Here is a 26,248-nt window from a genome sequence, read left to right on the forward strand (position 1 = left end):
TTATATTTCAACAATTTCAGTTATTTTTATAGAAGAATTTTTCAATAGGCAGTTCCCCCAATTTAATCCTACTCCATAACCACTAAATAAGAGATTTTTTCGATTAACTATATTATTTGCAGAACTTGATAATAATAATGGTATTGAAACTCCACTTGTGTTTCCAAACTTGTCAATATTAAACAATATTTTGTCTTTAGGAATATTTAATCTTGTAGCAATTTGATTGATTATAAATTTGTTTGATTGATGTAATAGAAAAAAATCAACATCTTCTGTTTTATTTTGTGAAGATTGAAGTAAAGCTTCAATGCTAGGAGATACCTCTCTTAATGTAAAATCAAAAACGCTTGCTCCATCCATAAAAAGTTGTAACGCATTCCTCATATTACCATTTCCATCATCTTTTGCTTTAAAGCTGTCTATTGTGACTTTATTTCTAAATCCTCCATCAGGAATTTTTATAGCATCCGCATATTCACCGTCTGAAAAAACATTAAAATAGGACTCAACAGTTTCGTCACCAGTATTTTCTATTATTATAGCTGAAGCACCATCACCAAATAGCATTGATGTGCCACGATCTTGATGTGACAAGATCTTTGACATTGTTTCTGCAATTATTAATAAAACTTTTGTTTTGGGTTTACTAGCCGCTATTGAGAACGCAGTACTCAAACCCTGAATAAAACCTGAGCAACCTGCATTAATATCTAAACACAAAATATTTTTATCAAGTTCAAGACGTGCTTGCAGAATATTAGATGAAAAAGGGATTTTATAATCAGGTGTTTGGCTCAAAAAAATTAAACAGCCAATATCATCTTTAAAATCAGGTATAGTTTCAAACAATTTTGTAGCGGCTGCAAAACCCAAATCTGAAGCTGTGACAGCTTCTGAAGCCCATCTTCTCTCAATAATCCCGACAGTTTTCTCAAACAATCTTATTTCTTTTGGACTTAGTAATGATTCAAAAAAATCATTTTTGATTATATTTTTAGGGACGCAGCTAGATACGGCTCTAATTTCTATTCCCTTAAACTCTAGATTCATTTACTATTCAAATTTGTCCATTCCTATTTTTTCTAATAGAGAATTTACTGTTGTAATTTCTTTTAAATCATCTGATGTAATAGTAACACCTGTCTCGTTTGAAACATATCCGATAAGCAACATTGAAGCCATAGAATCCCATTCCTCCATGCTTTTTAAATCAGTATCTTCTGTCAAATTTTTACTAAGTTCTAATTCTTCTCCTAATCCTATAATGAATTCACTCTTTTTCATAATGATATATATTTTAAAGTTTATTATTTATTTTAATTATTCCTCCTGACCAAGATAGACCAACTCCAAATCCCACGATTGCAACCATAAGATCATTATCATTTTCAATATTCTGACAATATTTCTTTAATGCAATAGGAATAGTATTTGAAACTGTATTCCCTCCATCAAACAAGTTGTTAAAGAAATTTTCTTTACTGATTTTTATTCTTTTCCGAAGAAAATCTAGCATGAATGAATTAGCTTGATGAAATACAAATTGGTCTAAATCTTCCACCTTGAGATTATTTGCTTCCAAAATCTCATTTACAAAAGATGGGATAACTTTTGTTGTAAAATTAAAAACCTCCGGTCCGATTCATATATAAATGGTTATCAGTATAAATATTATCAGTACCATAGATGATTTGCTCAGCATCCGGATCCAAAGGAAATTTACTACATCCATTTTTGACAATTAATTTATCATAACCTGAACCGTCTGTTCCGAACTTAAATTTTAAAATATTATCTCCTTCTGTCTTCGAAATAAGTGTTGCAGCAGCAGCATCTCCAAAGATTGACCTATTCGTCCTGTCTTTTGGATGTATAAATTTTGAATAAGTTTCTGCAGTTACTAACAACACATTTTCTACTTGTCCGGAAGAAATAAGTGAGTTTGCAAGATTTACACCATATGTAAATCCTGAGCAGCCCAAATTAAAATCTAAAGCACCTATATCAGTTCTTAAACCCAATCTATCTTGAAGAATACAAGCTGTAGTAGGTAAATAGTATTCTGGGCTTTGAGTGCAGTATAATATATAATCCACTTTATCCTTATCGTAACTCTCAAATAATTTATTACATGCTTTTTCAGCAAGATCTAAACCGGTTTCGTTTTCAGAGACAATATATCTAGCTTTTATACCTACTTTTTCTTCAAACCTTTCAAAATCATACTCAGGAAATTCTTTTTTTAAATCCTCGTTTGTGATTTTATTTTCAGGAAAAACATACTCTATTTTCTTTATTTGTGCTCCCATATTTTATATTTAGTTAAAGCCATTAAATGCATCCGTTGTAGCCTGACCTTCGGAAGAAATCCCTTCTCTCACAAACACTTTTTTAATCGTTTTAAAGAAAATTTTAGAATCCAAAGTTAATGATAAATGATCGACGTACCAAACGTCTAATTCAAACTTCTTTGTCCACGAAATGGCATTTCTACCGTTAATTTGTGCCCAACCTGTAATTCCAGGACGAACAATATGTCGGCGTTTTTGATTTTCGTTATATAAAGACAGATACTGAGGTAACAAAGGACGAGGTCCTATTATAGCCATATCACCTTTCAGAACATTGATCAATTGCGGCAATTCATCTAAAGAAGTTTTGCGAACGAAAGCTCCAATAGAAGTCAGTCTTTCAGAATCAGGAAGCAGATTCCCATTGGTGTCTTTTTTATCATTCATCGTTTTAAACTTGATGATGTTGAAAATCTTTTCTTTTAAACCAGGACGTGCCTGAAAAAAGAAAGGTTTTCCATCATTAGCAAAATATAATCCAATAGTTACAATAATAAATACAGGACTTAAAATGATGAGTCCTAATAATGCGACAGTGAAATCTATTAATCTTTTTATAATGTTTTTGTACATTTTTTAAATCTTATTCATAATCAAATTATAGGATCTTTCGATTACATATTCATTCATAAGCAATCTTTCTGCATTGCTACCCAATTTTTGCAAATCATCCTTAAGTAAAGCTCCAAGCTTAGTCTGCATATCATTTTGATTGCCCGCCATTACTTTATAGCCACACTGTGCCTTCTCAATAATATCTCCAATATCAGTATGAGGATCTGTGGCAGCAAGTACCGGTAGTTTCATTTCCAAATATGACAGCAATCTTGATGGAAAATTAGGAATTAAAAAGTTCTTATTTAAAAAAATCAAACCTACATCACATGCCGCCAATAGTTTATCATAATCTTCTTTTGGTAAACGTTGCAATAGTTTTGCATTGTTGGGTTTGTTATTATTGAACCAATCCTGAATTTTAGGAAACTCAGTTCCGTCACCAACTATTAAAAAAAATATATCTTCACATTTTGTTGCCTGAATGGTTTCTAATAAAAAATCTAATCCTTGAGGTTTCCCCAGATTTCCGCCATAAACAAATACTTTTTTGTCTGTAGGAATCTGATATTTGTTTCGTATTTCTTTTTTCTGCTGATCAGAATATTCGTAGACGACAGGTTCTATCGTATTAGGATTAACTTCAACTTTGCTTTTATTTATTTCAGGATTATGATTTAAAACAAAATCTACATTTGCTTGAGACATACAGCCAATCGTATCTGAAATCTGATACAATTTTTTTTCTTTTTTTAAAAATTGTTTATGCAGAAAACCATCTTTCTTCAGCATATTCATATCCACAGCATTTTGCGGAAAAATATCTTTCAACAGAAGATATGATTTTGCATGATCTCTCTTCTTTATATATTCAATTACCTTTCCAAAAGTGATGGGCGGTGTAGAATATAAAACCAGATCAAATTTTTTATGAGACGTATGTTTTTTTATCGCAGAAAGATATTGGTATTCTATCGCAAGAGTACCGATACCTTTTTCTATAATATTAGTTTTCTGAATGTTGAATGTTTTTACCTGCAGAATTGAAATGCCCTCTTTTTCAATGAAATTAGTAGAGATATCTCTTCGTCTTTCAACAGGAGTTATTATAGTAACATCATGCCCTTCGTTACGGAATTTACGTAACAAATCCTGATAGATACCTCTGTCTTCTACCGAATTAATCTCAACTAAAGTCAAAAAAATAATATTCATTTTATCTTAGATCTCTTCTGACCAAACTGTTCTTTTAATATAATCTGTATAAGAAATAATAATTCTCACTACTTTTTCAGAAACATTCGGCATAGAATAATCAGAAACAGGTCTGAAATTTCTTTCCGCTCCTACTTTTTGCTGTAAAACCTGTGTTAATCCCTGTAAAATACGTTCTGGCGATAAGCCAACCATCATTACGCTTGCTTCTTCCATTGCTTCTGGTCTTTCATGCGCCTGGCGAATATTTAATGCTCTGAAATTCAATATCGAAGATTCTTCAGAAATGGTTCCTGAATCTGATAATACGGCATACGCTCTTTTCTGCAATGCATTATAATCGTGAAAACCTAATGGCTTCAAGAATTGAATTTCAGGACGCATTTCGATCTGCATTTTGTCGATCATGTTTTTCGTACGCGGATGCGTTGACACAATGATTGGATATTGGTATTTCTCTGCAATTGCATTGAGAGAATCCATCAAACCTCTGAAATTTTTCTCAGAATTAATATTTTCTTCTCTGTGAGATGACACTACGAAAAATTTTCCTTCTTCTAAATTTAATTTTTCAAGAACATCTGAAGCATCAATCTGAGGTAAATAATGATTCAGAACTTCAAACATCGGAGAACCTGTTTTAATAATGCGATCTGCAGGAAGCCCTTCTCTTAATAAATATTCTCTTGCAATATCCGAATACGTCAAATTAATATCTGAAGTATGATCTACAATTTTACGGTTAGTTTCTTCCGGCACTCTCTGGTCAAAACATCTGTTTCCTGCCTCCATGTGGAAGATAGGGATATGTCGCTTTTTTGCAGGAATTGCACACAAACATGAATTTGTGTCTCCTAATACCAAAAAAGCATCCGGTTTTAATTCTTCTAATAAAGGATCAATTTTTATCAAAATATTTCCTACAGTTTCTGTCGCTGTCTTTCCTGCTGCTTCAAGGAAGTAGTCTGGTTTACGAAGTCCCAAATCTTCGAAGAAAATCTGATTGAGTTCATAATCGTAGTTTTGTCCGGTATGAACGATAATATGTTCTACTGCTTCAGAAGCATCTAAAGCATCTATTACTCTTGATAATCTGATAATTTCGGGACGGGTTCCTACCACCGTCATTACTCTAAGTTTTTTCATTGTATGGCTGTTAGCGATTTACCTATAGCATTGAGCTTTTTGTATGCTGCATTGTTTAATCGTTACTATTTATACTTCAACAAAATAAGTATCTGAGTCTTCCGGGTTGAATGCTTCATTGATCCAGAAAATCGTATATAATTCTTCTTCTCCTATGTTTTTAATATTGTGAGTATACCAAATCGGCATATCTACATACGCAGGCTCATTACCGTCAAGATAAAAATCTAAAACCTCGTCGGTATCTATTTTTCTTAATTGAATTAAAGCTTTTCCTTTGATTACAGCAAAGCGTTCAATTTTTCTTGTATGATAATGATTCCCTCTTGTAATATCCGGAACGGTGGTAGAAAAAGAACACTGACCCCCAATTCCCAAACGAATTACTTCTACAAAAGCTCCACGAGGATCTGTATGCTGTGTAAACTTTACCGGATAATGTGTTTTATGATCTATATAAGAACGATACGTATTGAATAAATTATGTTCAAATGAGTCGTTAATGACAGGAATTTCTCCGCCGTCAAAGTATTTTGTTTTATAATTATTTAATAATGCTAAAACTTCGGATACTTTTTTGGTTGCAGTAGCTTCAATAAAAAATTCAGCTTTACTATTACCTTCTCTGATTTCGGAAATAATGGTATCCACTAATTCCTGAACGTAAATTAATTTCACTTCTCCATCATTAGCAATTGTAGGTGTTTCACCATGTGTTAACTGATGACAAAATGTAGCCACAAAAGAGTTGTAAAAAGGTTTTCCGAATGCACCGAATACATTAGGAATGATCAATCCTGTTACTTTACCTCCATTCTGTTCAGCCCAATTGGCTAAAGCTTCTCTCCCATGTTTTTTTGATCTTCCGTATAGATTATCTCTTTCTTCCTGAGTGGAAGACGAAATCATAACATGAGCTTTTGAACCTGTTCTTTTTAATGATTCAACTAATTTTTCTGCCAAAGCAATATTTGTATCATAAATAACCTGCTCACTTTCATGACGATTCATTGCTGCAAGGTGCACTATAACGTCACACTCTGCCACAAACTGATCAAGCTGAGTCTGATCTTCAAAATAGTCTTTATTAAAATTAACTCTGTGAAACTCTTCAGGAAATAATCCTAAGGTATTGTACAAATGCCTTCCTACAAAGCCATTCTGACCGGTAATTCCGATTTTTTTCATTGTATATTTACTTTTGACAACTGATGATTGGCAATAAGCCATATCAGATTGTTTTTTATTTAAAATAATCTAAACTATATCTGTATTCGTCGCTAATCTCACCTAATGCAAAATCAGCTAAAACCAACAGTTTGCTTTCATTAGATGATGCTTTAATAGCAGTAATGCAGCCTGCAGGAATATGGAGGTAAGTTAATACATCATCCTGTAAAAGATATTTCTTAATCATTAATTTTTCCGAAGGATTTTCAAAATTATCAACAACAATTACAGAAATCTCAAAACTCCCCTTCATACAGGCAAACCATCTTTGTTCTATTTTGTGACCTTGCCAACCACGAACAAAATCTGTTGAATGATTTTCTATCGTATAAATTCTCTTAACCTGCGAAGCATCAAAATCATTATTATACGTGATGATACCTCTATCGTCCTGATGTTTTTTTCCTTCTAACAGCATTTTTCCCTTTAGATATATTTAATAAGGGTACTGCATCACATCTTCACCAAAAACTTCTTTTCGGATTAATGGCAAAGTGGAAATCAATTTTTTCAATCCTTCCACACCTTCTTGCTTTGTGTTGTGAGAATGGTAATCTTCAATTTCGGCAACTTCTTCTTCTCCTTCAGAGAAATATTGCGCATAATTCAGATCACGGTTATCTGCCGGAACACGGTAAAAATCTCCCATATCTTCTGCTTTAGCCATTTCTTCACGAGTACAAAGCGTTTCGTATAATTTTTCTCCGTGGCGTGTACCAATTACTTTTACAGGAACTTCTTTCCCTGTCAGTTCTATTAAGGCTTTTGCCAAATCTCCAATACTGCCTGCAGGAGCTTTGTTCACGAATAAATCTCCAGGATTTGCGTGCTCAAAGGCGAATAGTACTAAATCTACTGCATCTTCCAATGACATGAAGAAACGAGACATATTCGGATCTGTGATCGTAATCGGCTCACCTTTCTGAATCTGATTTAAAAATAAAGGAATTACAGATCCTCTTGAAGCCATTACATTTCCGTAACGGGTAAGACAAACCACAGTTTCAGTGGTATTTCTGGATTCTGCAACCGCAACTTTTTCCATCATTGCTTTGGAAATTCCCATTGCATTGATTGGGTAAGCGGCCTTGTCGGTTGAAAGACAAATTACTTTCTGCACTTTATTGGCAGTAGCTGCACGTATCACATTCTGCGTTCCTTCGACATTGGTTTTCACTGCCTGCATCGGGAAAAATTCGCAAGATGGAACCTGCTTTAATGCTGCAGCATGAAAAATATAATCTACTCCTCTTGTTGCCGGCTCAACACTCGAAAAATCTCTTACATCTCCGATATAATATTTTATTTTATCGTTTTTGTACAAATTTCTCATATCATCCTGCTTTTTCTCGTCACGAGAAAAAATACGGATTTCTTTGAAGTGGTCTGTTTGTAAAAATCTGTTCAGGACAGCAGTTCCGAAAGAACCGGTGCCTCCTGTTATAAGAAGTATTTTATTTTGAATTTTCATTTATTTTAAATTTAAGTTTTGTAAAAATTTCCAAGTTTTATTTATACCGTCTTCTAAACCAACTTGTGGTGTAAAATTTAATTTTGTTTTAGCTTTTTCTATATCAAGGCAGACATGCTGTACATCAAATTTGTTTACAGGATAAAAATTAACCTGAAATTCTTTATTCACCACTAGTCTTATTGTTTCAATAATTGCATTAATCGAAACACCCTTTCCGCTACCGATATTAAATATCTGAGATGTTTCTTTGGAGATAGAGGCTTGGTAAATTGATTCTGCCAAATCTGTTATAAATATATAATCTTTATAGATTTCACCATTACCCCAAACCTCAATCTTTTCGTTTCTGAAAATCTTTCCTAAAAATACAGAAATAACTCCCTGATTTCCGAATGGATTTTGTCTTGGTCCATAAGGATTGGAAGGTCGTACAATATTGTATTCTATATTGAAATTTGATGAAAAATATGCTAAATATTTTTCTATTGCAAGTTTTGTAATTCCGTACGAAGATATAGGGTTTGTAGATGAATTTTCTTTAATAGGTACTATGTCGGGTTCACCATAAACTGCTCCACCACTTGATAAATAAATTATTCGCTTAATATTCTGCTCACAGGCAGTTCTAAATATTTTCACCGAATTTATTAAGTTTGATTCAATATCAAATTCAATATTTTCGTTTGAAGTGATAGGTACCGTTGTACTGATGCTATGGATAAGAATATCTTGACCTTTAAACACCTGTTGAATCAAATCTTGATCAGTTATGCTCCCAAACACGTAATTGACATTCGGTACAGGTTCTCTATATTTTTCCTTTCCAATATCTAATACAGTAACTTCGTGACCTTTACTTACTAAAATATCAACGATGTAAGATCCTATAAATCCGTTACCACCTAATACTATATATTTCATATTAATAAATAAAATCTGGTTTATTATCTTTGTACATCAGCCAATTGTAAAGCAAGAGTGTTTTTTTGGATATTTCATCCCATAAATATTTTTTGATAACTAAGTTTTTGGCGTTATGACAATATTTTAAATATTTCTCTTCATCCAAATTTATCATATTTATTAAAGCACTTTTAATAGCATTCTTATCAATATCAACCCAAAAACCACATGAGAAATCATTCAAATCTTCCCAGCTTGAAGATTTCGTTGTAATTACGGGTAAGCCATATGCTAAAGCGTCAACCACAACCATTGGTGAGCCTTCAGAATAAGAAGGTAAAATAAAAAAGTGGGAGGCATCAAAAACATCAAATTTTGCATCTCCTATTTGAGGTTCAATAATAAAAACAAAATCTGATAATCTCATTTCGTTTATCATCTCCTCTATCTTAATTTGATAATTGAATTCATCATTTCCAACGATTACCAATACCCAATCGGCAAATTCATTTTTGATTTCAGACATTGCTTTAAGCAGCATATCTAAACCTTTTTTAGGAGTAATCCTAGACAAATACAATAGTACTTTTTTGTCTTTTGGAATATTAAATTTCTCCTTAAAGATATCACCATTACCTTTTTTATTAATGAATTGAGATCCTATCCCATTTTCTATGTATGAAATAGGATTTTTTAAATTTAATCTTTTAAAATCTTCTATTTCAAATTCTGATGTTGCATGTAAAACATGAGAATTTTTCAAATTTGTACGTTCAAACAATGCTAAAGCAATATCTTTTTTAAATTTAGATTTATTTAATGCAAATTCGGATAATGTGCCATGTGCAGCAATACATGTTTTTGCGCCGTTCTTTCTTAATATTGAAGTCACCAAAGATTGGGAAGTCCATAGACTATGTTGATGTACAATGTTATATTGAAAACTCTTAGCAGCGACTTTCAACTGTCTTCTAGATCCGTTAAGTAGTGGTATGTCTGATGGAAAACCTACCAATCTATCTTCAGGAAAATTATAATTTTCAACAGCCCATTGCACATCTTCCTTTGAATCTCCACTCCAAACATATACATCTTCCCCCAACGAAAGTTGAGCTTTTGCTAATCCCATACTTATAGAACCTAAACCATAAGATTTTTTTCCAAAACTATTAACAGTATGTAGTATTTTCATTAGCCAGTCGTTTTATTGTTTTTTGCAAGGTAGACCTCGATTTGACTTTTAGCAATTTCTTCGAAATTCATTTCACTAATATTTTTTCTGAGATGATTGTATAAATCTAAATGTCTTATTTTTATAATGGTCTCCTTCATGTCGTTCTGATCTTCAACCCTGAAAATCAAACCATTATTTCCATCTTTTACAATCTCATCACCGCATCCTACTTTATTGCTTATGATTACTGGCATGCCATTATTCAACGCTTCTTCTACAACAAGCCCCCAAGGCTCTACGATAGAAGGAAGAATAAAAACATCATGCAATTTATAAAATTTGTGAAGCTCTGTATTTTTTATGGCTCCTAAGAACTTTATATTGTTTGAAGCGATTGATTTAAGATATTCTTCATCTGGACCAAAACCTATTATATGCAAAACTAACTCGGGTAATTCTTTAAATACTTTTATTAAACTTTCCAAATTTTTTTCTTTAGAAAGTCTTCCTACATAAAGAAAATTCACTACAGAATTTCTTTCTTTAAATGGTGGTTGAGGGCATATATTAAATATCCCTACCCCTTTTGTTTTTATAATTTTTCCTTTAAAATTTAACGCTTGTAATAGTCTAATTTGAGAATTCCCAGAAGCATAAGCTTTGCTGATTCTTTTAAGAAACAGTTTTTTCACCAATGATTTTATTCCATGAGTTTTAGATTCATGAATACTTGATTCTACTATAACGGAATTTTTTTTCTTTTTACTTAATATACTTACTAACCATAGTAATGGCTCATCCCAGCCTCCTATAATCAATTCTTTATATTTCGCGAACATAAATAATTTTATAATGAAATAAAACCGATAAAAAAATGACTTATTCTTTAAATCAACAAAATCAAACTCTATTAAATGTTGTTTAAAAAAATCGCTATTTCTGATTTCGGCTGTATTTCCAGTAAAGATCACAAATACTTTTTCATGATTTGATATTCTATTTAATAAATTTATTTTATAAAATGCTGGAAGATTTGTTATAATTATTTTATCAGTTTCCATCTTTTGAATATTTTTAAAAAAACATATGCGAGTAGAATTATAAAAAAAAGCATCATTGAAGATGTTAATACGGAACGAACAGCAAAAAATAACCATGCAATAATGGAGCTTGAAACTAACAGTTTAAAGTATGAATCAACATTTACGCTCAAAAGCTTCCTATTTAGTTTAGATATGAGCATTCCAACGAAAAAAAAGATAAATACGGTAAGATATTTACCAAAATCCATATAAATCTCACCCAAAAACCCTGAAGCTGTTGAGTGACCCGAATCATCATATTCATGAGTATATTTTCTGATTAGCCAGTGATCAATTTGGGTAGGTTTTGATTCCCAAATTACTCTCGGAACCCAAAAATATAAAATAAATGAAATACTCTTTCCATAGGTATAATCATTCTTAGTAGTATAATCATTTATCATTGCAGCATTTCGGAAAACTGCTTCTTCAGTAAAATTGCTGACTATCATTTTATTTATACTTCTATTCTCATCCTTGGATATAGCTTCTACTTTTGTATTTGCAGTAAAGCCATCGTTTCTGTATTTAAGAAAAAAGTTACCTATAAAACCCATTGCAATGACTATACCTCCCAACATAAGAATCTTTTTAACTTTCAGATTAATAAGTGAAGAATTGATCAGCGCAATTGCACCAAATAAAAGTAGAAATCTAGTACCACTCCCTACATATAAAATAAAAATTGGCAATGAATATAAAATTACTTTTAAATAGCTGTCTTTTCCATAAAACTGTTTAAAATAGTGTTTGTAATTAACAATACATATTACTCCTATTGCATAGCTTATTGAAGAAAATATACCATATTCAAAAGCATTTTGCCTTCCTTTCGTAAGCCCATTAATAATAAGAACTATATTTCCGAGAAAAATTAAATATGTTAAAAACAAAGTGACATTAAAAAATCTCTTTTTATTTTTAATGAAAAAAAACTCTTTCTTAGGCAGAAAATTATTGGCTTTTTTTATAAAAATGATTTCATAAATGTAGTATCCTGCAAAAAAAGCGATAGCCGTGAACATCACTACTTTATAAGCGGTATTTACATTGTCTTCGCCCCATTCCTGAATAAGATCTGGAGTATTATTTAAAATTTCTTTAAAATAGATGTAAATAAAACCAAAAATGAAGATCGAAGCAAGAGATACATATCGATCTTTTAAGATATTAAAGCATAAAAATATGATATATATCCATAGTAATATATTAGCAGATAATAACAGATCGCTAAAGGATATCAATGTTGCTAAAAATAATAAGCAAATTAAAAAAAATCTCACTTGAAATATGATAAGATGTTATACACTAAAGTTGGTCTGGTAAAAGGAAAGCAAAGAAGCCACCCTTCAATTTTGTATGCCAACTTATTGCTTTTTATTAAATATTTTTTTATAAAATTAAAATTATTTTTGTACTCTTCATCGAATTTTTTTTTATCTTGCTTTGTGGCAGTTTTAAGATTATTTAAAGCATTATTAAATAATAATCCTATCCTATTATAATATATATCTTTTTCTTCAACAGACTGCATAAATAAATGAAGCTGCGAAATTACGATTAACAAATCAAAACTTTTTTTAGGATTGATAGATCTTGTGATAGATCCTTCTCTTACATTTACACAATATATCAATCTATCAATATTTACAACACTACTAGCAACATAAAGCATTCTATTTATAAATTCTTCATCTTCATGATATATACCTCTATAAAACTTTAATTTATTTTTCTTCAAGAACGAAATATTCATGATGTAAACTACAGCTCCTACAAAATAGTTTTTATCACGCAATATACTTATTCCATTTTGATTATTTTCCGGAATAAATTCTTTAATTAATTGGTCATCTTTATATTCGCCTAAACCAATAACGATGATTTCTACTTCATCTTTTTTTATTATTTCAATGATATTATTCAGGCTTTGCTCCGCAATCCAATCATCCGAATCGAGAAACCATACGTATTTCCCTTCAGAAACTTGTAATCCATTATTACGAGCCTCACTCAATCCCATATTTTCCTGAGAAATTAAAGATATATAGTTGTATTTCTCACTGTATTTTTCAGCAATACTTCTGGAATTATCTATAGATCCATCATTTACCAATATAATCTCTATTTCCTGGTCATTACTACCATTAATCTGTGAAGTTATGCTTTGTAAACATTTCTCTAAATATAATTCTACATTATAAATCGGAATAACTATGGATAATAATTTCATTTTATGATTTTATTCAAAACAAAAAAAGGATTAATGTAACTGCAGTATTTAAAAAGTTTTCGATTAAAACTTTTATTCTTATTCAAACCAAATGCAGTAAAAAAATCTTTTTTGAAAATTTCAAAACGCTCGGTAAAATATTCCGTTTTACTCATCTCAGGATATCTATAAGTCTTGTTGAAATCTTCAATTTTCTTATAGAAATCAGAAAACAATTTAGTATTTTCTTCATTAGAAGCAGAATTATTTCTGACTCTGTATAGTACTGTTGGCTTTGGCAAATAATGGATAAAAATACCTTTTTTATTTAAATTGATTGCTAAAGGATAATCTTCCATATATTTTATATTTTCATCAAAACTTAAATCTTCAAAAATCTTTTTTTTTAATAAAGAAGGTAGGCGCATTTCCAAAAAAAGATTTTAGCAGTTTTCTAAATTGTTTACTGACATCTGTTGAAACAGAATATATATCCGGCTTTATCAATTTTAGATTCGTAGGTTCACCGTCAATAAACTCATACAGATCTGAAACACAAACTTCCAAGTTTTCTTTTGTAGTAGAAAACTCAAAAAAATATTTTAAACAATCTTTCATCAAAAGATCATCGCCAGCAATTACCTTTACCCATTCTCCGTTTGCTGCTTTTACTCCCCTATTGCAATTTGCGGGAATGCCAGAATTTTGTTCAACTGTAATAATTTTAGTTCTTAAAAAACGATTGCTGTTATTACTAGTCCATTTTTCGCAAATACCAATGGTATCATCTTTTGAACAATCATCCGAAATGATTAATTCAATATTACCATAACTCTGTTCTTTAATACTTTCTAGAGTCTCAATAACAAATTCTGCTGAGTTGTAAGTAATTACAATAACAGAAATCAGCGGTAGATTGTTTAAAGGTTTTTCCAAATTTATGAAGTTTTTTTTCTTTTAAATTTTTGTTTTAAAAAGTTCATTATATCTAATCTTTTGTTGAGATGACGATAACTGTAAAAAGCATTTAGGATAAATAATGTGATTGCGCTTCCATAAGCAATATATGTATTGGATATATAGAAACATAAAAAAACAAGAAATATGAATGAAAATGAAATAAACAAAAATTTGCTGCTTTCCTTATGCATTTTGAAATGATATAATTTTCCAGTAACTGTAATTATAGTTATAAAGTAAATAATATATAACGCTAAATAACTTACAGCCAAGCCAAAAAGACCATAGAAATGATACAAAATTAAACTCAACATAAGATTAAAGACATTTCCTACCAGACCCTCCATGATAAGATAGGTTTTACGGTCATTTTTTGCAAAAGATATATATCCCATACAGTAGGATGCTAACTGAAAAAAAGAACCCAGTGCAATGAATCTTATAAAATCTGTAATAGCAAAAAATTCTTTGGTCAACAAAACTTTGATTAATAATGGAGATGTAATGATCATGATAATCAAAAGAGGCGTAGCAAGTAGTAAAACTATTTCAGATTGTTCGTTAACTACTCTGTTTACTTCTTTAGTATCATGAGAAACAGCTGCTAACCTGGGAAAATAATCTGCACCCAATGAAGCAAGAATGAACCCGACATACTGCCCGCTGATGCTCATTGCTGCAGCATAAAGACCTACATCTTTCACATTACCCATTCTACCTATACCCACGCTTATGAGATATTTCACTAGCATTCCGACTAGGATAGAAAAAACAAGCATTAATCCCAGTTTCATCATCTGTTTTCCTTCCTGCCAAACTTCCAGATTACTGATCTGAAGTTTTACTTTGGGAATCTTCCGATAATAGTACCATGATAAAATTAAACTGCTCAGCGATGTAATAATCATTGTAGGAACAATACCCTCTATACCGAAAAAATAATAAAATGGTATAGAGATTATTACTCCGGCCAGAGTACCATAGAATCCTGATTTTATAATAAAGTTGATCCTCCTTAATCCTCGCATCACGGTTTGTTGACCTTTCGAAAGTGTTGTAAAAAAAACAAAAAAAGAAAGTAACAAATATGACACAGTATAATCATAATTCCCAAATGTGAAATAACTTAAAACAGGAGAAAATACTGCCGAAATTATTGCTCCAAGTAGTGCTGTATAAAAAAATAGTTTATGGACAATGGTAATGGTTCTATTTGATTTTTCTTCATTTTCCGTTTCATGTGCTTCAGATAGATTACGTACCGCACTAAGATCTAATCCTAAATCATTGAAAGTTGTAATCAAATTCATAGTAGTCAACAATAGATTATTAACTCCAATTCCCACTGGTCCTAAGTAAACAGCAATAAACTTCCCTTTAATAAGATTAAGGAGAATTGTAATAATTTGCAGACCGCCAAAAGCAAGCGTATTTTTAAAAGTTGATTTATATGATTTTTCCAAGGTCAATTGAGTTTATAATTCTGTACCTCCTATTCCAAATTTCTTTTGTATCTCTCTACCACTTCCATCAAGTGTGTAAAGTATTTTTTCCTCAACATCATTATAAACTTTTACTTCTTCCGGCACTAGATTAACTTTATCAATATATTGGGTAAGTTTCAATTTCAATCTAAACCCCTTTATAAACAATTGATTCAACGTTTCAGTATCTATATTTATTGTAGGATTATTTATTGCTTTAGATACCTGATTTAATAATGTACCTACAACTTTCGATGTAACAGGTCCTAAACCTATACCAAAATAACCATTTCTTCTGCAATATCCTTCCACATTTGCTTCCAGAGATACAGGATTATGATACGGAACTTTGCGCAATAATTTCAGCAATGTCTCTCTATGGTAAGCAGTCGCATCAATGGCAAAATTATATGACCAATGCGTGACATTTTTATCCCAAAAGTAATCCCATAAATAATGATTTCCCCATCGCTTAATATAAGATGGAAAATTCTCTAAATTCTCTCCTACATATGCTCGATAACTAACATTTTCAGGATTATTTCGTATCAGTGAAAAAACATCCTCATCAATAGTCAAATGATCGAAAAAATAACCGTCATCTGTATTAAACATTACAAATTCACAATTACTTTGTTGAAGAATTTTCTCTAAAAGCGATTTAAAATTATCACTATTCTTATTAAATAATCGTGAAGATTTAACAAAAAACTTCAGATCAGATTTGTTCTTTATAGAAAGTAAGCATGAAGTGTCTATTAAAGTTGGTTTTCTTTCAACAAAAGAAAAGTTGTCATATTTTTTATATTTTTCCTTTAGAATTTCATACCCTTCGTGATGTTTTCCTGTAGTATGATATAAGACTAAAATTTTAAAATCAATTTTAAGATTCTCTAAAATTGATCTTAATAAATAATCCAACTGCATAGCTCTGTTGAATGAAAAAATCACATTTAAGACCATTCTGCTTTATTTATATTTTCTATTATATAGAATACATCCTCATCACTCATTACCGGGCTAATAGGCAGACTTAATACTTCACTATGGATCTTTTCTGTTATTGGGAAAGACTGATTATTCATTTCCTTATAAGCCAGTTGTTGATGTGGAGGTATTGGATAATGTATAAGGGTTTGTACACCTTTTTCAGTAAGATAATTTTGAAGTTTTTCTCTTTGTTGTGTTCTAATCACAAATAAATGCCAAACATCTTCTTTTTCGTTATCGGGAAACGAAGGAAGAATGATATTTGAGTTTTTGATTTCAGAGATGTATTTTTTTGCTATATCTTTTCTTCTTTGGTTCTCTGCATCGATATATTTTAATTTCACATCTAAAACAGCAGCCTGTATTTCGTCTAATCTGGAATTTAACCCTTGATAAATATTTACATATTTCTCGTTAGAACCATAATTTGCTAATGCTCTGATCGTATCTGCCAAATCTTTGTCGTTGGTAGTTACTGCTCCAGCATCTCCCAAAGCACCCAGGTTTTTCCCCGGATAAAAACTAAATCCTGAAGCATCTCCTAAATTTCCGGTTTTTACGCCATTATATTCAGCGCCAATTGCCTGAGCATTATCTTCTATTATTTTTAAATTGTTCTTTTTAGCAATATTTTTTAACTCTTCAGAAAAAACGACTCTTCCATATAAATGTACGATCATTATCCCTTTTGTTTTTGATGTCAGTTTCTCTTCAATTTTAGAAATATCTAAATTAAAATTATCGAGATCCGGTTCTACAAAAACAGGGATCAATCCGTTATCTGAAATAGCTAATACTGAAGCGATGTAGGTGTTTGCAGGAACAATAATCTCATCCCCTTTCTGCATAATTCCTAGTTCTATATAGGCACGCAGGATTAATCTAAGCGCATCTAAACCGTTGGCAACACTAATCGCATATTTTGCTCCGATGTACTTTGATAAATTTTCTTCAAACGTTTTCACTTCGTTTCCTAAGAGATACCATCCGGAGCGGAATGTGTTTAGTAATTTTTCTTCTATTTCCTGCTGATGCGCAAGATTTATTTTCTGTAAATCAAGAAATTTGATCATTATTATTTTTTTTATAAATAAGTAATAGTTCCGTTATTATCAATTGTACCCTTTTGTTTTGCAGGGTTTCCAAACCATACCGTATGAGCAGGTACATCTTTAGTAATGACACTTCCTGCACCAACCAAAGCATTTTCACCAATGGTGTTTCCTGCAACTATCGTTGCATTGGCTCCTATAGAAGCTCCTTTTTTCACGATCGTTTTAGCAAAAATTTCCGGATATTTTTTTGAACGTGGTATTAAATCATTAGTGAAAGTAACATTAGGTCCTATAAATACATTGTCTTCTAAAGTTACTCCGTCCCAAATTTGAACGCCCGGTTTAATGGTAACACTATCGCCAATATTTACATCATTTTCAATTAAAACCTGACAGTTGATGTTACAGTGGTCACCTATGACAGCGTTTTTCAAAATAACACAATATTGCCAAACCATTGTATTTTCTCCAATGTTTTCACTTTGAACATCGGAAAGAGGATGTATTTTAGCCATTTTTTCTATAATTTAAAAATTCAGTATAATCTCTTATATAATCACTCTCTGTATATTCCATTGATGCTAGTACCAAACATATACTACCACTTGAGAAACCTTTCATTTCTCTCCATATACCTGGTTTTATATGTAATGCCTTATTGGGATGATTAAGAAAAACCTCTTTTTTATGGGTTCCGTCATCTAATATAAATGTAAAAGAGCCGCTAGCGGCAACAACGTATTGCTGCAACTCGTAATGGGAATGGCCTCCTCTTTCAGCATTCATGGGAACATCATATAAATAATATACCCTGCGAATATCAAACGGAATATTTAACTGGTTTTCAAGTACTGTAATATTTCCACTTTCATTGTGCACTATAGGTAATTCTATAATTTCACAATCTTCAACATTAAATACCATTCTTTAAAATTTTAAATTGTTCAAAATCTCTGATATAATCTGCTTCATCATAAGATCTGTCAGAAACTATCAGTGCCAGAGAATTGGTAGAAAAATTTTTTAAACTCCTCCAGTACATTTTAGGAATATATAATCCGTAATAAGAGCGGTTCAGAGAAAACGTTTCTTCTTTATCGCCATCGTTTAATACGATATCAAAACTACCTGAAAGTGCAATGATAAATTCTTGCTGTTCTTTGAAAGCATGACTTCCCCTAACTTCTCCTCCCGGGACATCGTAGATCCAATAAGTTCTGGAAATGATAAAAGGTAATTGATTGGGATGCTCAAAAAAAGATAAATTACCTCGTTTATCCAATATTTTCGGAAGTTCAATAATTTGAGGTTTATTCATAAAATGAAATATTTAAATTAATCAAATATTGACTTTAATATCAATATGGTCTGATACCATTATAATCTTTTATCTACTGTATGTTTTGCCAGTGTGCCTTTTACATCATAAATCACTCCGTTTTCTTTAAGATACACGCTTAGATCCAACTTGAGAAACTCTTCGTGAGAAACTGTAAGAATAATGGCATCAAACTTTTCTTTAATTTTATCCTGAGAATTTATTGAGCAAATTCCATATTCTTTCTCTACATCTTCAGGCTTTACCCATGGATCATACGCAGTTACTTCAGCACCGTATTCTTTTAAATTTGTTATAACATCAATAGCTTTAGAATTTCTTATATCCGGACAATTTTCTTTGAATGTAATGCCTAGATTTAAAATTTTAGAGCCTTTTATTTTGATATCATTTTTGATCATTAATTTCACAACCTGTGATGCAACAAATGCCCCCATTGAGTCGTTTAGCCTTCTTGCCGCTAGAATCAGTTCTGAATAGTATCCTATTTCTTGTGCTTTTTGGGCTAAATAAAAAGGATCTACACCAATACAATGTCCTCCAACAAGTCCCGGTTTAAATTTCAGAAAGTTCCACTTTGTTCCCGCAGCTTCCAACACATCATGGGTATCAATATCCATTAACGAGAAAATTTTAGCCAACTCATTCATGAAAGCAATATTGAGATCACGTTGTGAGTTTTCTATCACTTTTGAAGCTTCAGCAACTTTAATTGTTGGAGCCAAATGGGTTCCTGCTACAATTACCGATTTATATAAGTCATCAACAACTTTTCCAATTTCAGGGGTAGAACCAGATGTTACTTTTAATATTTTTTCAACGGTATGCTCTCTATCACCAGGATTAATACGTTCCGGTGAATAACCGACAAAGAAGTCATCATTGAATTTTAATCCTGATACTTTTTCAAGAACAGGAACACATTCTTCTTCAGTAACTCCAGGATATACAGTCGATTCATAAATAACAATGTTATTTTTTTTCAACACTTTACCAACGCTTTCACTTGATCGGTATAAGGGATTTAAATCAGGTCGGTTATGCTTATCAATCGGTGTGGGAACCGTAATAATATATATATCTGCATTCTGAATATCACTTATTTCTGATGAGCAAAACAATCCTTGGATATCGGTATCAAATGAATTGTTATCCACTAAAACCGATCTTAACATTTCATCATCTACTTCCTGAGTTGAATCAAATCCTTTATTCAGCTCAGAAATTCTATTCACATTGATATCAAAACCAATAACTGAATATTTTGTTGCAAAAAGGCGAGCTAATGGTAACCCTACGTAGCCTAAACCAATTATTGCAATTTTATATTTTGTGTTCATTTATGTTTATCACTACAATTTCACTGCTGAAATTTCTTCATTATTATTTTTTAAAAATTTTCTGTAAGAATGATTTCTTCTGATCTTCAGAATATCCGTAACCATATTTATAGCCATAGCCATATCCGCTATTCATTTTACTGACATCATTAAGAACCAAACCTACATTTTTAATTTTTTTATCTTTAATTTGCTTATTGATAAAACCAATTAATTCTTTTTCTGTATATCCTGATCTCGTTACATATACAGTAGCATCCGCTACATCTGCAATAAGGAATGAATCTGTAACCAGCATTAATGGTGCTGTATCTAAAATAATATAGTCATACAAAGGCTTTAAGCTTTCTACCAAATCCTGATATCTTCCGTTGGATAGAAGTTCAGTTGGGTTTGGAGTAATTGCACCGGAATAAATCACATCACAATATGGATTAAATGTTGTTTCATGAATAATCTCTGAAGCATTCATTTGGTCATCATACATAAATTCTGACAAACCTATTAGTCCTCTTCTGTTCTCATTGTATCTCTGTAGCTGTGGATTTCTTATATCAGAACCTATGATCACTACTTTTTTACGAGGTGTTGCCAGTGTTAAAGCTAAATTAACAGAAGTAAAAGTTTTGCCTTCTCCTTTTACAGTAGATGTAACAAAAATGACATTGCCTTTTCTATTTTTAGGCAACATGAAATTAATATTAGTAATCAATATTCTGAATGCTTCTGCCAAAGGTGATACATCATTTAATTGTACAATTTCCGAATCTCCTTTTTCCATTGAAGGTAACTCACCAATAATAGTTGCACCTTCAACTAACTTTTCTAAATCCTGTTTCGATTTAATTTTATTATTAAATAATTCTATTAAATATATGATTGCAAAAGGTAGTAATATACCCAATACTAAGGAACCTAAATAAATGATCTGTGTTTTCGGAGAAACTACAGCAATTGTCAAAGCATCATCAACAACCCTTGCCTTTGGAGCAGCAATCGCTAATGAAATTGCAGCTTCCTCTCTTTTTTGCAATAATAATAGATATAACTGTTCTTTGATATTTTGTTGTCTTTCTATGCTTCTAAATAACTTCTCCTGTACAGGAATTTTTGAAATTCTACCAGATAATCTGTTTTGCTCAGATTGAATATTATTTTTGGAAATCTGAAGTGCTGATCTGCTTTTCTGTAAACTTTGTAATACAGAACTTCTGAGGCTATTAATTTGTTTTGTAACATCCTGCACAATGGGATTAGCATTGGTAGAATTCTCTAATAGTCTGGCTCTTTCAGTAACCAGTTGATTGTACATAGCAATATTAGAATTTGAGTCAGAATCTGTAAGTCCTACATTTAATGGTAGAACCTCATAATTGCTATGTCTGTTCAAACTCCCTATAAGACTATTAACTAATTCAAGCTGTGACTCAGTAGATATTTGTTCTTGCTGTGTTGTAGCAGCAGTTGCTAACGATAATTCTGCTTCTGCTTGAATATCAGCAATATTATTCTGAACTTTAAAATCTTGTTTTTGAGATTCAACTTGCCCAAGCTCCTTACTTATCAAGTTGATTCTTTCGTCAATAAAAGCCGCAGTTTTTTGTGCTTCTGAGTTTTTATCTAAAATTGCTTCACGATTGTAATTTACTGCAAGTCTATTCAAAATATCTTCTGCTTTTTCAGAGCAAGGATGATTTAAACTTAATTTTACTACTGTAGAATTTTTCTCTACCAAACTAACTTGTAAACTAGAAAGTAACGACCTAGCTCTATTCATGGAAGACATAAATTGCAGTCTGTACTGTAAAGGTTTTTCTGAATTTATAAGTGATTTTGAATTTTTCTGAAACATTACGACACCGAATGGCATTGAAACCGCTTTGTTGAATTCTGTTTCTATGGGAGCATGAAAACTTTCTGATTCTAAAATGATTTTATTTCCCTGTACTTTTGCAAAAACTTGTTTTGCAGGATATACACTCTTATGTTTTTCATTAATAACTCTGACAATAAATGGTGCAGTTTCTTTATACAATTCTGTATCTTTTAGCTTACCCTTAGACAAAATAACAGTCTCCAAACCCAATTCTTTGACAACAGAAATCATAAGTTTTTTAGACTTAAAAATTTCAATCTCATTATCAACTGAATTTGTACCCATGCCTCCCACACCACCAATTTCTGAAATCACAGACATATCGGGCTGTCCTGATGAGGATTTTTTAACTTCTTTAATAAGTAAAGTAGATTCTATATTATAGACAGGAATAGTGTATCGTAAAAAAAACCATGCTAATAAAAAAGCAACAACTGCTCCTAAGACGAACCAATACCATCGATAAACGTAAGGTTTTATTATTTCTCTGATATTAATGGAGTCTTTTTGAGCCTCATCATTTATTTGATTATAATCCATTATGAAAATTGATTATTGTTTTATTAATTTTTTGTAAGGGCTAAAACACCTAATGCAATTGAAGCTATTACTGATGCCACAGAAATGTACAATCCTATATTTGGATCTACTCTAGCAGATTTTTCTTTTACTAAATTCGGCTGTACATAAATCATATCATTTTGTTTAAGATAGTAATAAGGAGAATTGATAAATTGTGCACTTGTGATATCTATTCTTTGCTGGGTAAACTTTCCGTCTACATTTCTAACAATCAAAATATTGTTACGTACTCCAAAAGTGGTTAAATCTCCAGCTAAACCTAAAGTTTGTAATAACGTAGTATTCCCGTCAGGAATTACATAGGTTCCAGGTCTTGCTACTTCTCCCAATACAGAAACTTTAAAGTTGATTAATTTCACATCTATAATAGGATTTTTCACATACGCTGAGATTAGTCCTGCCAATTTTGTTTTGAATGTCTCAGTATTCTCATCTTTTGTGTTGATCAAGCCAATTTGTGGAAAATTTATATTCCCATCAGTATCAACCGTATATGTAGGTCCAGAAGCAGCCATTGGTTGAAATTGAGAATTTCCACTAGGTGTGGAATATTGCGCTACAGTTGTAGTGGAAGAATAATTTTGATTAAAAGGTTTTACCACATCAAGATCTTTCGCTGAAACCGTAATCACCAATTGATCACCCGTCTGCAAAGTGCTTCTGCTATTCTTGATGGAATTATCCAGAGCAATACTTTCAATATCTTTCATATAATTGATTTCCTGCCTAGGTGTACAAGAAAATACTGACAAACTTAAAGCTCCGTATATAAAATATTTTTTTAAAGTCATTTTTAATAAATTTTTCACAAAAATAGGGTTATTATTTTAAACAAAATTTGTTTTGTACTAGTTAATTTAAAACCTGATCGATTTATTCGGAAATTAGAATTCACTATTTTCAACAGCAAGATTTTCAGTATCGCTTACTTTTTTCTTATCCAAAAATTCGTATTCAGAATTGTTGCTGATAAATTCAGGGACAATATTTTTTAACAGCGTAACTACCTGTACTTTATCCCTTCTTACTGCAGATTTAATAATTTGTCTGAATAAAATTTCGATTTCATCAAATTTAACGGTAGGATCTTTAGAGATCATGATTTTCTCATGATGTGTAGGAATAGTTGTAGCATCATTGCTCAACAGTTCTTCATATAATTTTTCACCTGGACGTAATCCTATGAATTTAATTTTAATCTCTTCATCAGGTGTGAAACCAGATAATTTGATCATTCTCTTTGCTAAATCTAAAATCTTCACAGGCTCACCCATATCAAACACATAGATCTCTCCTCCATCACCCATTGTTCCTGCCTGCAGAACCAATTCACAAGCTTCTGGGATTGTCATAAAGTATCTTATAATGTCGGGATGCGTAATGGTTACAGGACCTCCTTTTTCAATTTGTTTTTTGAAATGCGGAATTACAGAACCGTTTGAGCCTAAAACATTTCCAAAACGCGTGGTAATGAATTTTGTTTTATTCCCTTCAGAATTTTGCAGCGACTGCACAAATAATTCAGCCGTTCTTTTTGAGGCTCCCATCACATTGGTAGGATTCACTGCTTTATCTGTAGAAACCATTACAAAACGGTTAACTTTATATTTTTTGGAAAGCAAGGATACATTCTTAGTTCCCAATACATTTACAAAAATTGCTTCATGAGGGTTTTCCTCAATTAAAGGAACATGCTTGTATGCTGCAGCGTGATAAACCATTGAGAACTGATAGATTTCAAATAATTTTTCCAGCCTGTAGTTATTGGATATATCTGCCAAAACAAACTTAAATTTCTGCTCTGGATATTTTTCTAATAATTCTAATTCCAATTCATATAAAGGTGATTCTGCCTGATCAAGCACCACAATCAAAGAAGGACTGAACTGGGCAACCTGTCTTACGATTTCACTTCCAATAGAACCTGCACCGCCGGTTACCAATACAGCTTTCTCAGCATGTCTTTTGATCACATCAGCATTTTCAATTTTAATGGGTCTGCGGTTTAATAAATCTTCAATCTGTAGCTGGCGAATACCTCCTACTAAATCTGAGTCTCGCATTTTGCTTACAGTAGGTGCTTTCAAAACTTTTAGACCATGATCTAATGCTAAGGTCATCCATTCTTCCAGTTCATGCTTAGACATGATTTCCTTTATAATTAAAACTGCATCAAATTGACTTACAAGATCTTTATTCTTAAAAAAATGATCACTGTTATAAATTTTGTGACCCAGTAAAACCGCTTTATGAGAATCTGATCTTTTGGTAAGAAAACCTTCTAAACGATAAGGATAGTTAGGATTATGTAAAATTGCTCTTGCCAGAGAAACCGAAGCATCACCAACTCCCACTACAGCAATTCTAATTTTTGAAGATGATCCTTTATAATCAATCAAAATATTAAAAAACTGTTTGGTAATCATTCTGAAAAAGAACATTACTGAAACTGAAATGAAAAAATATAAGAAAAGATTAGGATATAGATATAAAGATTTCCCTAACCAAATTTCAGTGCAGTAATTAATAATGAGAATCGTTAATAAGGTACTACCTGAAGAAAGTATTATTTTAAAAAAGTCGAAAAAAGTAGAATGTCTTATGATGCCTGCATAAGTCTTGAAGACAAACATGAACATCACATTGACCAAAATAAGCACTAATCTCTGCCAAAAAATATAGTTTGGAAAATTAATTTTTACGTGGAGCTTTTCTAGGAAAAAGTAAGATATGACAATAGAAACTAAAACAATCAGAAGATCAATAAGTAGAACTGCCCATCTTGGCATGTATCTTAGCTCTGTAAGTTTCACGATATTATCCCCGTTGTAAAGAGCAGTAAAAGCATCATTTAGCTTTCTCATTCAGCATTCTGGTGTTTTATTATTTTGGCAAAGATAATCATATTATTTAATTTAAAAAAATGACATAGAACATATTTTTACGCTTGAAAAGTTATCGGGTCTGTTCAAAATTGAACAAAATTTATGTTAAAAAAAATATTTTCAATTACAATATTTTACACAAAGCTATGTATTTTTTTATCATAATAAAATAACTTTTAAATTATTATTGAAATTTTAATACTTAATAATAAATATTTTAATTTATTCTTCAATCCATAAATTGTTATTTTAAAAATTAATTTAATGATTTTCAGGAAGAAACATCAGTTTCGTTTTATGATACCGTATTGAAGTAGTATAAATTTTTCGTTTTGAAAAAAATGATAATTCGTACTTAAAATTAATACATCAGGTATGTTTATTAAAACATA

General features: G+C 31.4%; 27 protein-coding genes. All 27 read right to left on the minus strand.

Annotated features, from left to right (window positions below):
* Complete coding sequence (locus ACZZZA_RS00555) at positions 1 to 1,053, minus strand: 3-oxoacyl-ACP synthase III family protein (protein ID WP_463429329.1); 1,053 nt, start codon at positions 1,051 to 1,053, stop codon at positions 1 to 3.
* A gap of 3 nt (positions 1,054 to 1,056) precedes the next feature.
* Positions 1,057 to 1,287, minus strand: a complete 231-nt coding sequence (locus ACZZZA_RS00560; protein WP_463429330.1) for an acyl carrier protein — start codon at positions 1,285 to 1,287, stop codon at positions 1,057 to 1,059.
* A 13-nt stretch (positions 1,288 to 1,300) separates the two neighbouring features.
* A complete protein-coding gene (locus ACZZZA_RS00565) occupies positions 1,301 to 1,564 on the minus strand; it encodes a 3-oxoacyl-[acyl-carrier-protein] synthase III C-terminal domain-containing protein (protein WP_463429331.1) in 264 nt (87 codons plus the stop codon).
* 61 nt (positions 1,565 to 1,625) lie between these two features.
* Complete coding sequence (locus ACZZZA_RS00570) at positions 1,626 to 2,312, minus strand: 3-oxoacyl-ACP synthase III family protein (RefSeq protein ID WP_463429332.1); 687 nt, start codon at positions 2,310 to 2,312, stop codon at positions 1,626 to 1,628.
* Between the two features lie 9 nt (positions 2,313 to 2,321).
* Complete coding sequence (locus ACZZZA_RS00575) at positions 2,322 to 2,927, minus strand: sugar transferase (protein ID WP_463429333.1); 606 nt, start codon at positions 2,925 to 2,927, stop codon at positions 2,322 to 2,324.
* A 3-nt stretch (positions 2,928 to 2,930) separates the two neighbouring features.
* On the minus strand, positions 2,931 to 4,124 hold the full coding sequence (locus tag ACZZZA_RS00580) for a glycosyltransferase family 4 protein (RefSeq protein WP_463429334.1): 1,194 nt from the start codon (positions 4,122 to 4,124) through the stop codon (positions 2,931 to 2,933).
* Between the two features lie 6 nt (positions 4,125 to 4,130).
* Positions 4,131 to 5,270 (minus strand): non-hydrolyzing UDP-N-acetylglucosamine 2-epimerase, encoded by a 1,140-nt coding sequence (wecB, locus tag ACZZZA_RS00585; RefSeq protein WP_463429335.1) that lies wholly within the window; start codon positions 5,268 to 5,270, stop codon positions 4,131 to 4,133.
* A gap of 69 nt (positions 5,271 to 5,339) precedes the next feature.
* Positions 5,340 to 6,458, minus strand: a complete 1,119-nt coding sequence (locus ACZZZA_RS00590) for a polysaccharide biosynthesis C-terminal domain-containing protein (RefSeq protein WP_463429336.1) — start codon at positions 6,456 to 6,458, stop codon at positions 5,340 to 5,342.
* A 55-nt stretch (positions 6,459 to 6,513) separates the two neighbouring features.
* Positions 6,514 to 6,918 carry a WxcM-like domain-containing protein gene (locus ACZZZA_RS00595; RefSeq protein WP_463429337.1) on the minus strand — a complete coding sequence of 135 codons (405 nt, stop codon included), beginning with the start codon at positions 6,916 to 6,918 and terminating at the stop codon, positions 6,514 to 6,516.
* A gap of 18 nt (positions 6,919 to 6,936) precedes the next feature.
* The gene (locus ACZZZA_RS00600; RefSeq protein ID WP_463429338.1) at positions 6,937 to 7,971 is read right to left on the minus strand and encodes a polysaccharide biosynthesis protein; all 1,035 of its coding nucleotides are present in this window, start codon (positions 7,969 to 7,971) and stop codon (positions 6,937 to 6,939) included.
* The gene (locus ACZZZA_RS00605) at positions 7,972 to 8,895 is read right to left on the minus strand and encodes an NAD-dependent epimerase/dehydratase family protein (protein ID WP_463429339.1); all 924 of its coding nucleotides are present in this window, start codon (positions 8,893 to 8,895) and stop codon (positions 7,972 to 7,974) included. It abuts the gene before it with no gap.
* A 1-nt stretch (position 8,896) separates the two neighbouring features.
* Entirely contained in the window at positions 8,897 to 10,069 is a 1,173-nt protein-coding gene (locus ACZZZA_RS00610) for a glycosyltransferase (protein WP_463429340.1), read from the minus strand.
* A complete protein-coding gene (locus ACZZZA_RS00615; RefSeq protein ID WP_463429341.1) occupies positions 10,069 to 11,112 on the minus strand; it encodes a glycosyltransferase in 1,044 nt (347 codons plus the stop codon). Before ACZZZA_RS00615 ends, ACZZZA_RS00610 begins: the two co-directional genes overlap by 1 nt.
* A complete protein-coding gene (locus ACZZZA_RS00620) occupies positions 11,094 to 12,416 on the minus strand; it encodes an O-antigen polymerase (protein ID WP_463429342.1) in 1,323 nt (440 codons plus the stop codon). Before ACZZZA_RS00620 ends, ACZZZA_RS00615 begins: the two co-directional genes overlap by 19 nt.
* Entirely contained in the window at positions 12,413 to 13,366 is a 954-nt protein-coding gene (locus ACZZZA_RS00625; RefSeq protein ID WP_463429343.1) for a glycosyltransferase, read from the minus strand. Before ACZZZA_RS00625 ends, ACZZZA_RS00620 begins: the two co-directional genes overlap by 4 nt.
* Positions 13,363 to 13,704: a hypothetical protein gene (locus tag ACZZZA_RS00630; RefSeq protein ID WP_463429344.1), complete on the minus strand. Its 342-nt coding sequence runs from the start codon at positions 13,702 to 13,704 to the stop codon at positions 13,363 to 13,365. Before ACZZZA_RS00630 ends, ACZZZA_RS00625 begins: the two co-directional genes overlap by 4 nt.
* A 31-nt stretch (positions 13,705 to 13,735) precedes the next feature.
* On the minus strand, positions 13,736 to 14,281 hold the full coding sequence (locus tag ACZZZA_RS00635) for a glycosyltransferase family 2 protein (protein WP_463429345.1): 546 nt from the start codon (positions 14,279 to 14,281) through the stop codon (positions 13,736 to 13,738).
* 2 nt (positions 14,282 to 14,283) lie between these two features.
* Positions 14,284 to 15,768 (minus strand): O-antigen translocase, encoded by a 1,485-nt coding sequence (locus ACZZZA_RS00640; RefSeq protein WP_463429346.1) that lies wholly within the window; start codon positions 15,766 to 15,768, stop codon positions 14,284 to 14,286.
* Positions 15,769 to 15,780: 12 nt separating this feature from the next.
* On the minus strand, positions 15,781 to 16,752 hold the full coding sequence (locus ACZZZA_RS00645) for a hypothetical protein (RefSeq protein WP_463429347.1): 972 nt from the start codon (positions 16,750 to 16,752) through the stop codon (positions 15,781 to 15,783).
* Positions 16,743 to 17,852, minus strand: a complete 1,110-nt coding sequence (locus ACZZZA_RS00650; protein WP_463429348.1) for a DegT/DnrJ/EryC1/StrS family aminotransferase — start codon at positions 17,850 to 17,852, stop codon at positions 16,743 to 16,745. Before ACZZZA_RS00650 ends, ACZZZA_RS00645 begins: the two co-directional genes overlap by 10 nt.
* Before the next feature lie 11 nt (positions 17,853 to 17,863).
* Entirely contained in the window at positions 17,864 to 18,349 is a 486-nt protein-coding gene (locus tag ACZZZA_RS00655) for an acyltransferase (RefSeq protein ID WP_463429349.1), read from the minus strand.
* The gene (locus ACZZZA_RS00660) at positions 18,342 to 18,758 is read right to left on the minus strand and encodes a sugar 3,4-ketoisomerase (RefSeq protein ID WP_463429350.1); all 417 of its coding nucleotides are present in this window, start codon (positions 18,756 to 18,758) and stop codon (positions 18,342 to 18,344) included. The genes ACZZZA_RS00655 and ACZZZA_RS00660 overlap by 8 nt, the downstream gene beginning before the upstream one ends.
* Positions 18,748 to 19,152: a sugar 3,4-ketoisomerase gene (locus ACZZZA_RS00665; protein WP_463429351.1), complete on the minus strand. Its 405-nt coding sequence runs from the start codon at positions 19,150 to 19,152 to the stop codon at positions 18,748 to 18,750. Before ACZZZA_RS00665 ends, ACZZZA_RS00660 begins: the two co-directional genes overlap by 11 nt.
* Positions 19,153 to 19,211: 59 nt before the next feature.
* Positions 19,212 to 20,513, minus strand: a complete 1,302-nt coding sequence (locus ACZZZA_RS00670) for a nucleotide sugar dehydrogenase (RefSeq protein ID WP_463429352.1) — start codon at positions 20,511 to 20,513, stop codon at positions 19,212 to 19,214.
* A gap of 43 nt (positions 20,514 to 20,556) precedes the next feature.
* Positions 20,557 to 22,929: a GumC family protein gene (locus tag ACZZZA_RS00675; protein ID WP_463429353.1), complete on the minus strand. Its 2,373-nt coding sequence runs from the start codon at positions 22,927 to 22,929 to the stop codon at positions 20,557 to 20,559.
* 23 nt (positions 22,930 to 22,952) lie between these two features.
* The gene (locus ACZZZA_RS00680) at positions 22,953 to 23,762 is read right to left on the minus strand and encodes a polysaccharide biosynthesis/export family protein (RefSeq protein WP_463429354.1); all 810 of its coding nucleotides are present in this window, start codon (positions 23,760 to 23,762) and stop codon (positions 22,953 to 22,955) included.
* A gap of 93 nt (positions 23,763 to 23,855) precedes the next feature.
* The gene (locus ACZZZA_RS00685; RefSeq protein WP_463429355.1) at positions 23,856 to 25,835 is read right to left on the minus strand and encodes a polysaccharide biosynthesis protein; all 1,980 of its coding nucleotides are present in this window, start codon (positions 25,833 to 25,835) and stop codon (positions 23,856 to 23,858) included.
* Positions 25,836 to 26,248 lie beyond the last annotated feature (413 nt).

Source organism: Chryseobacterium sp. AC405b (genome assembly GCF_979258685.1).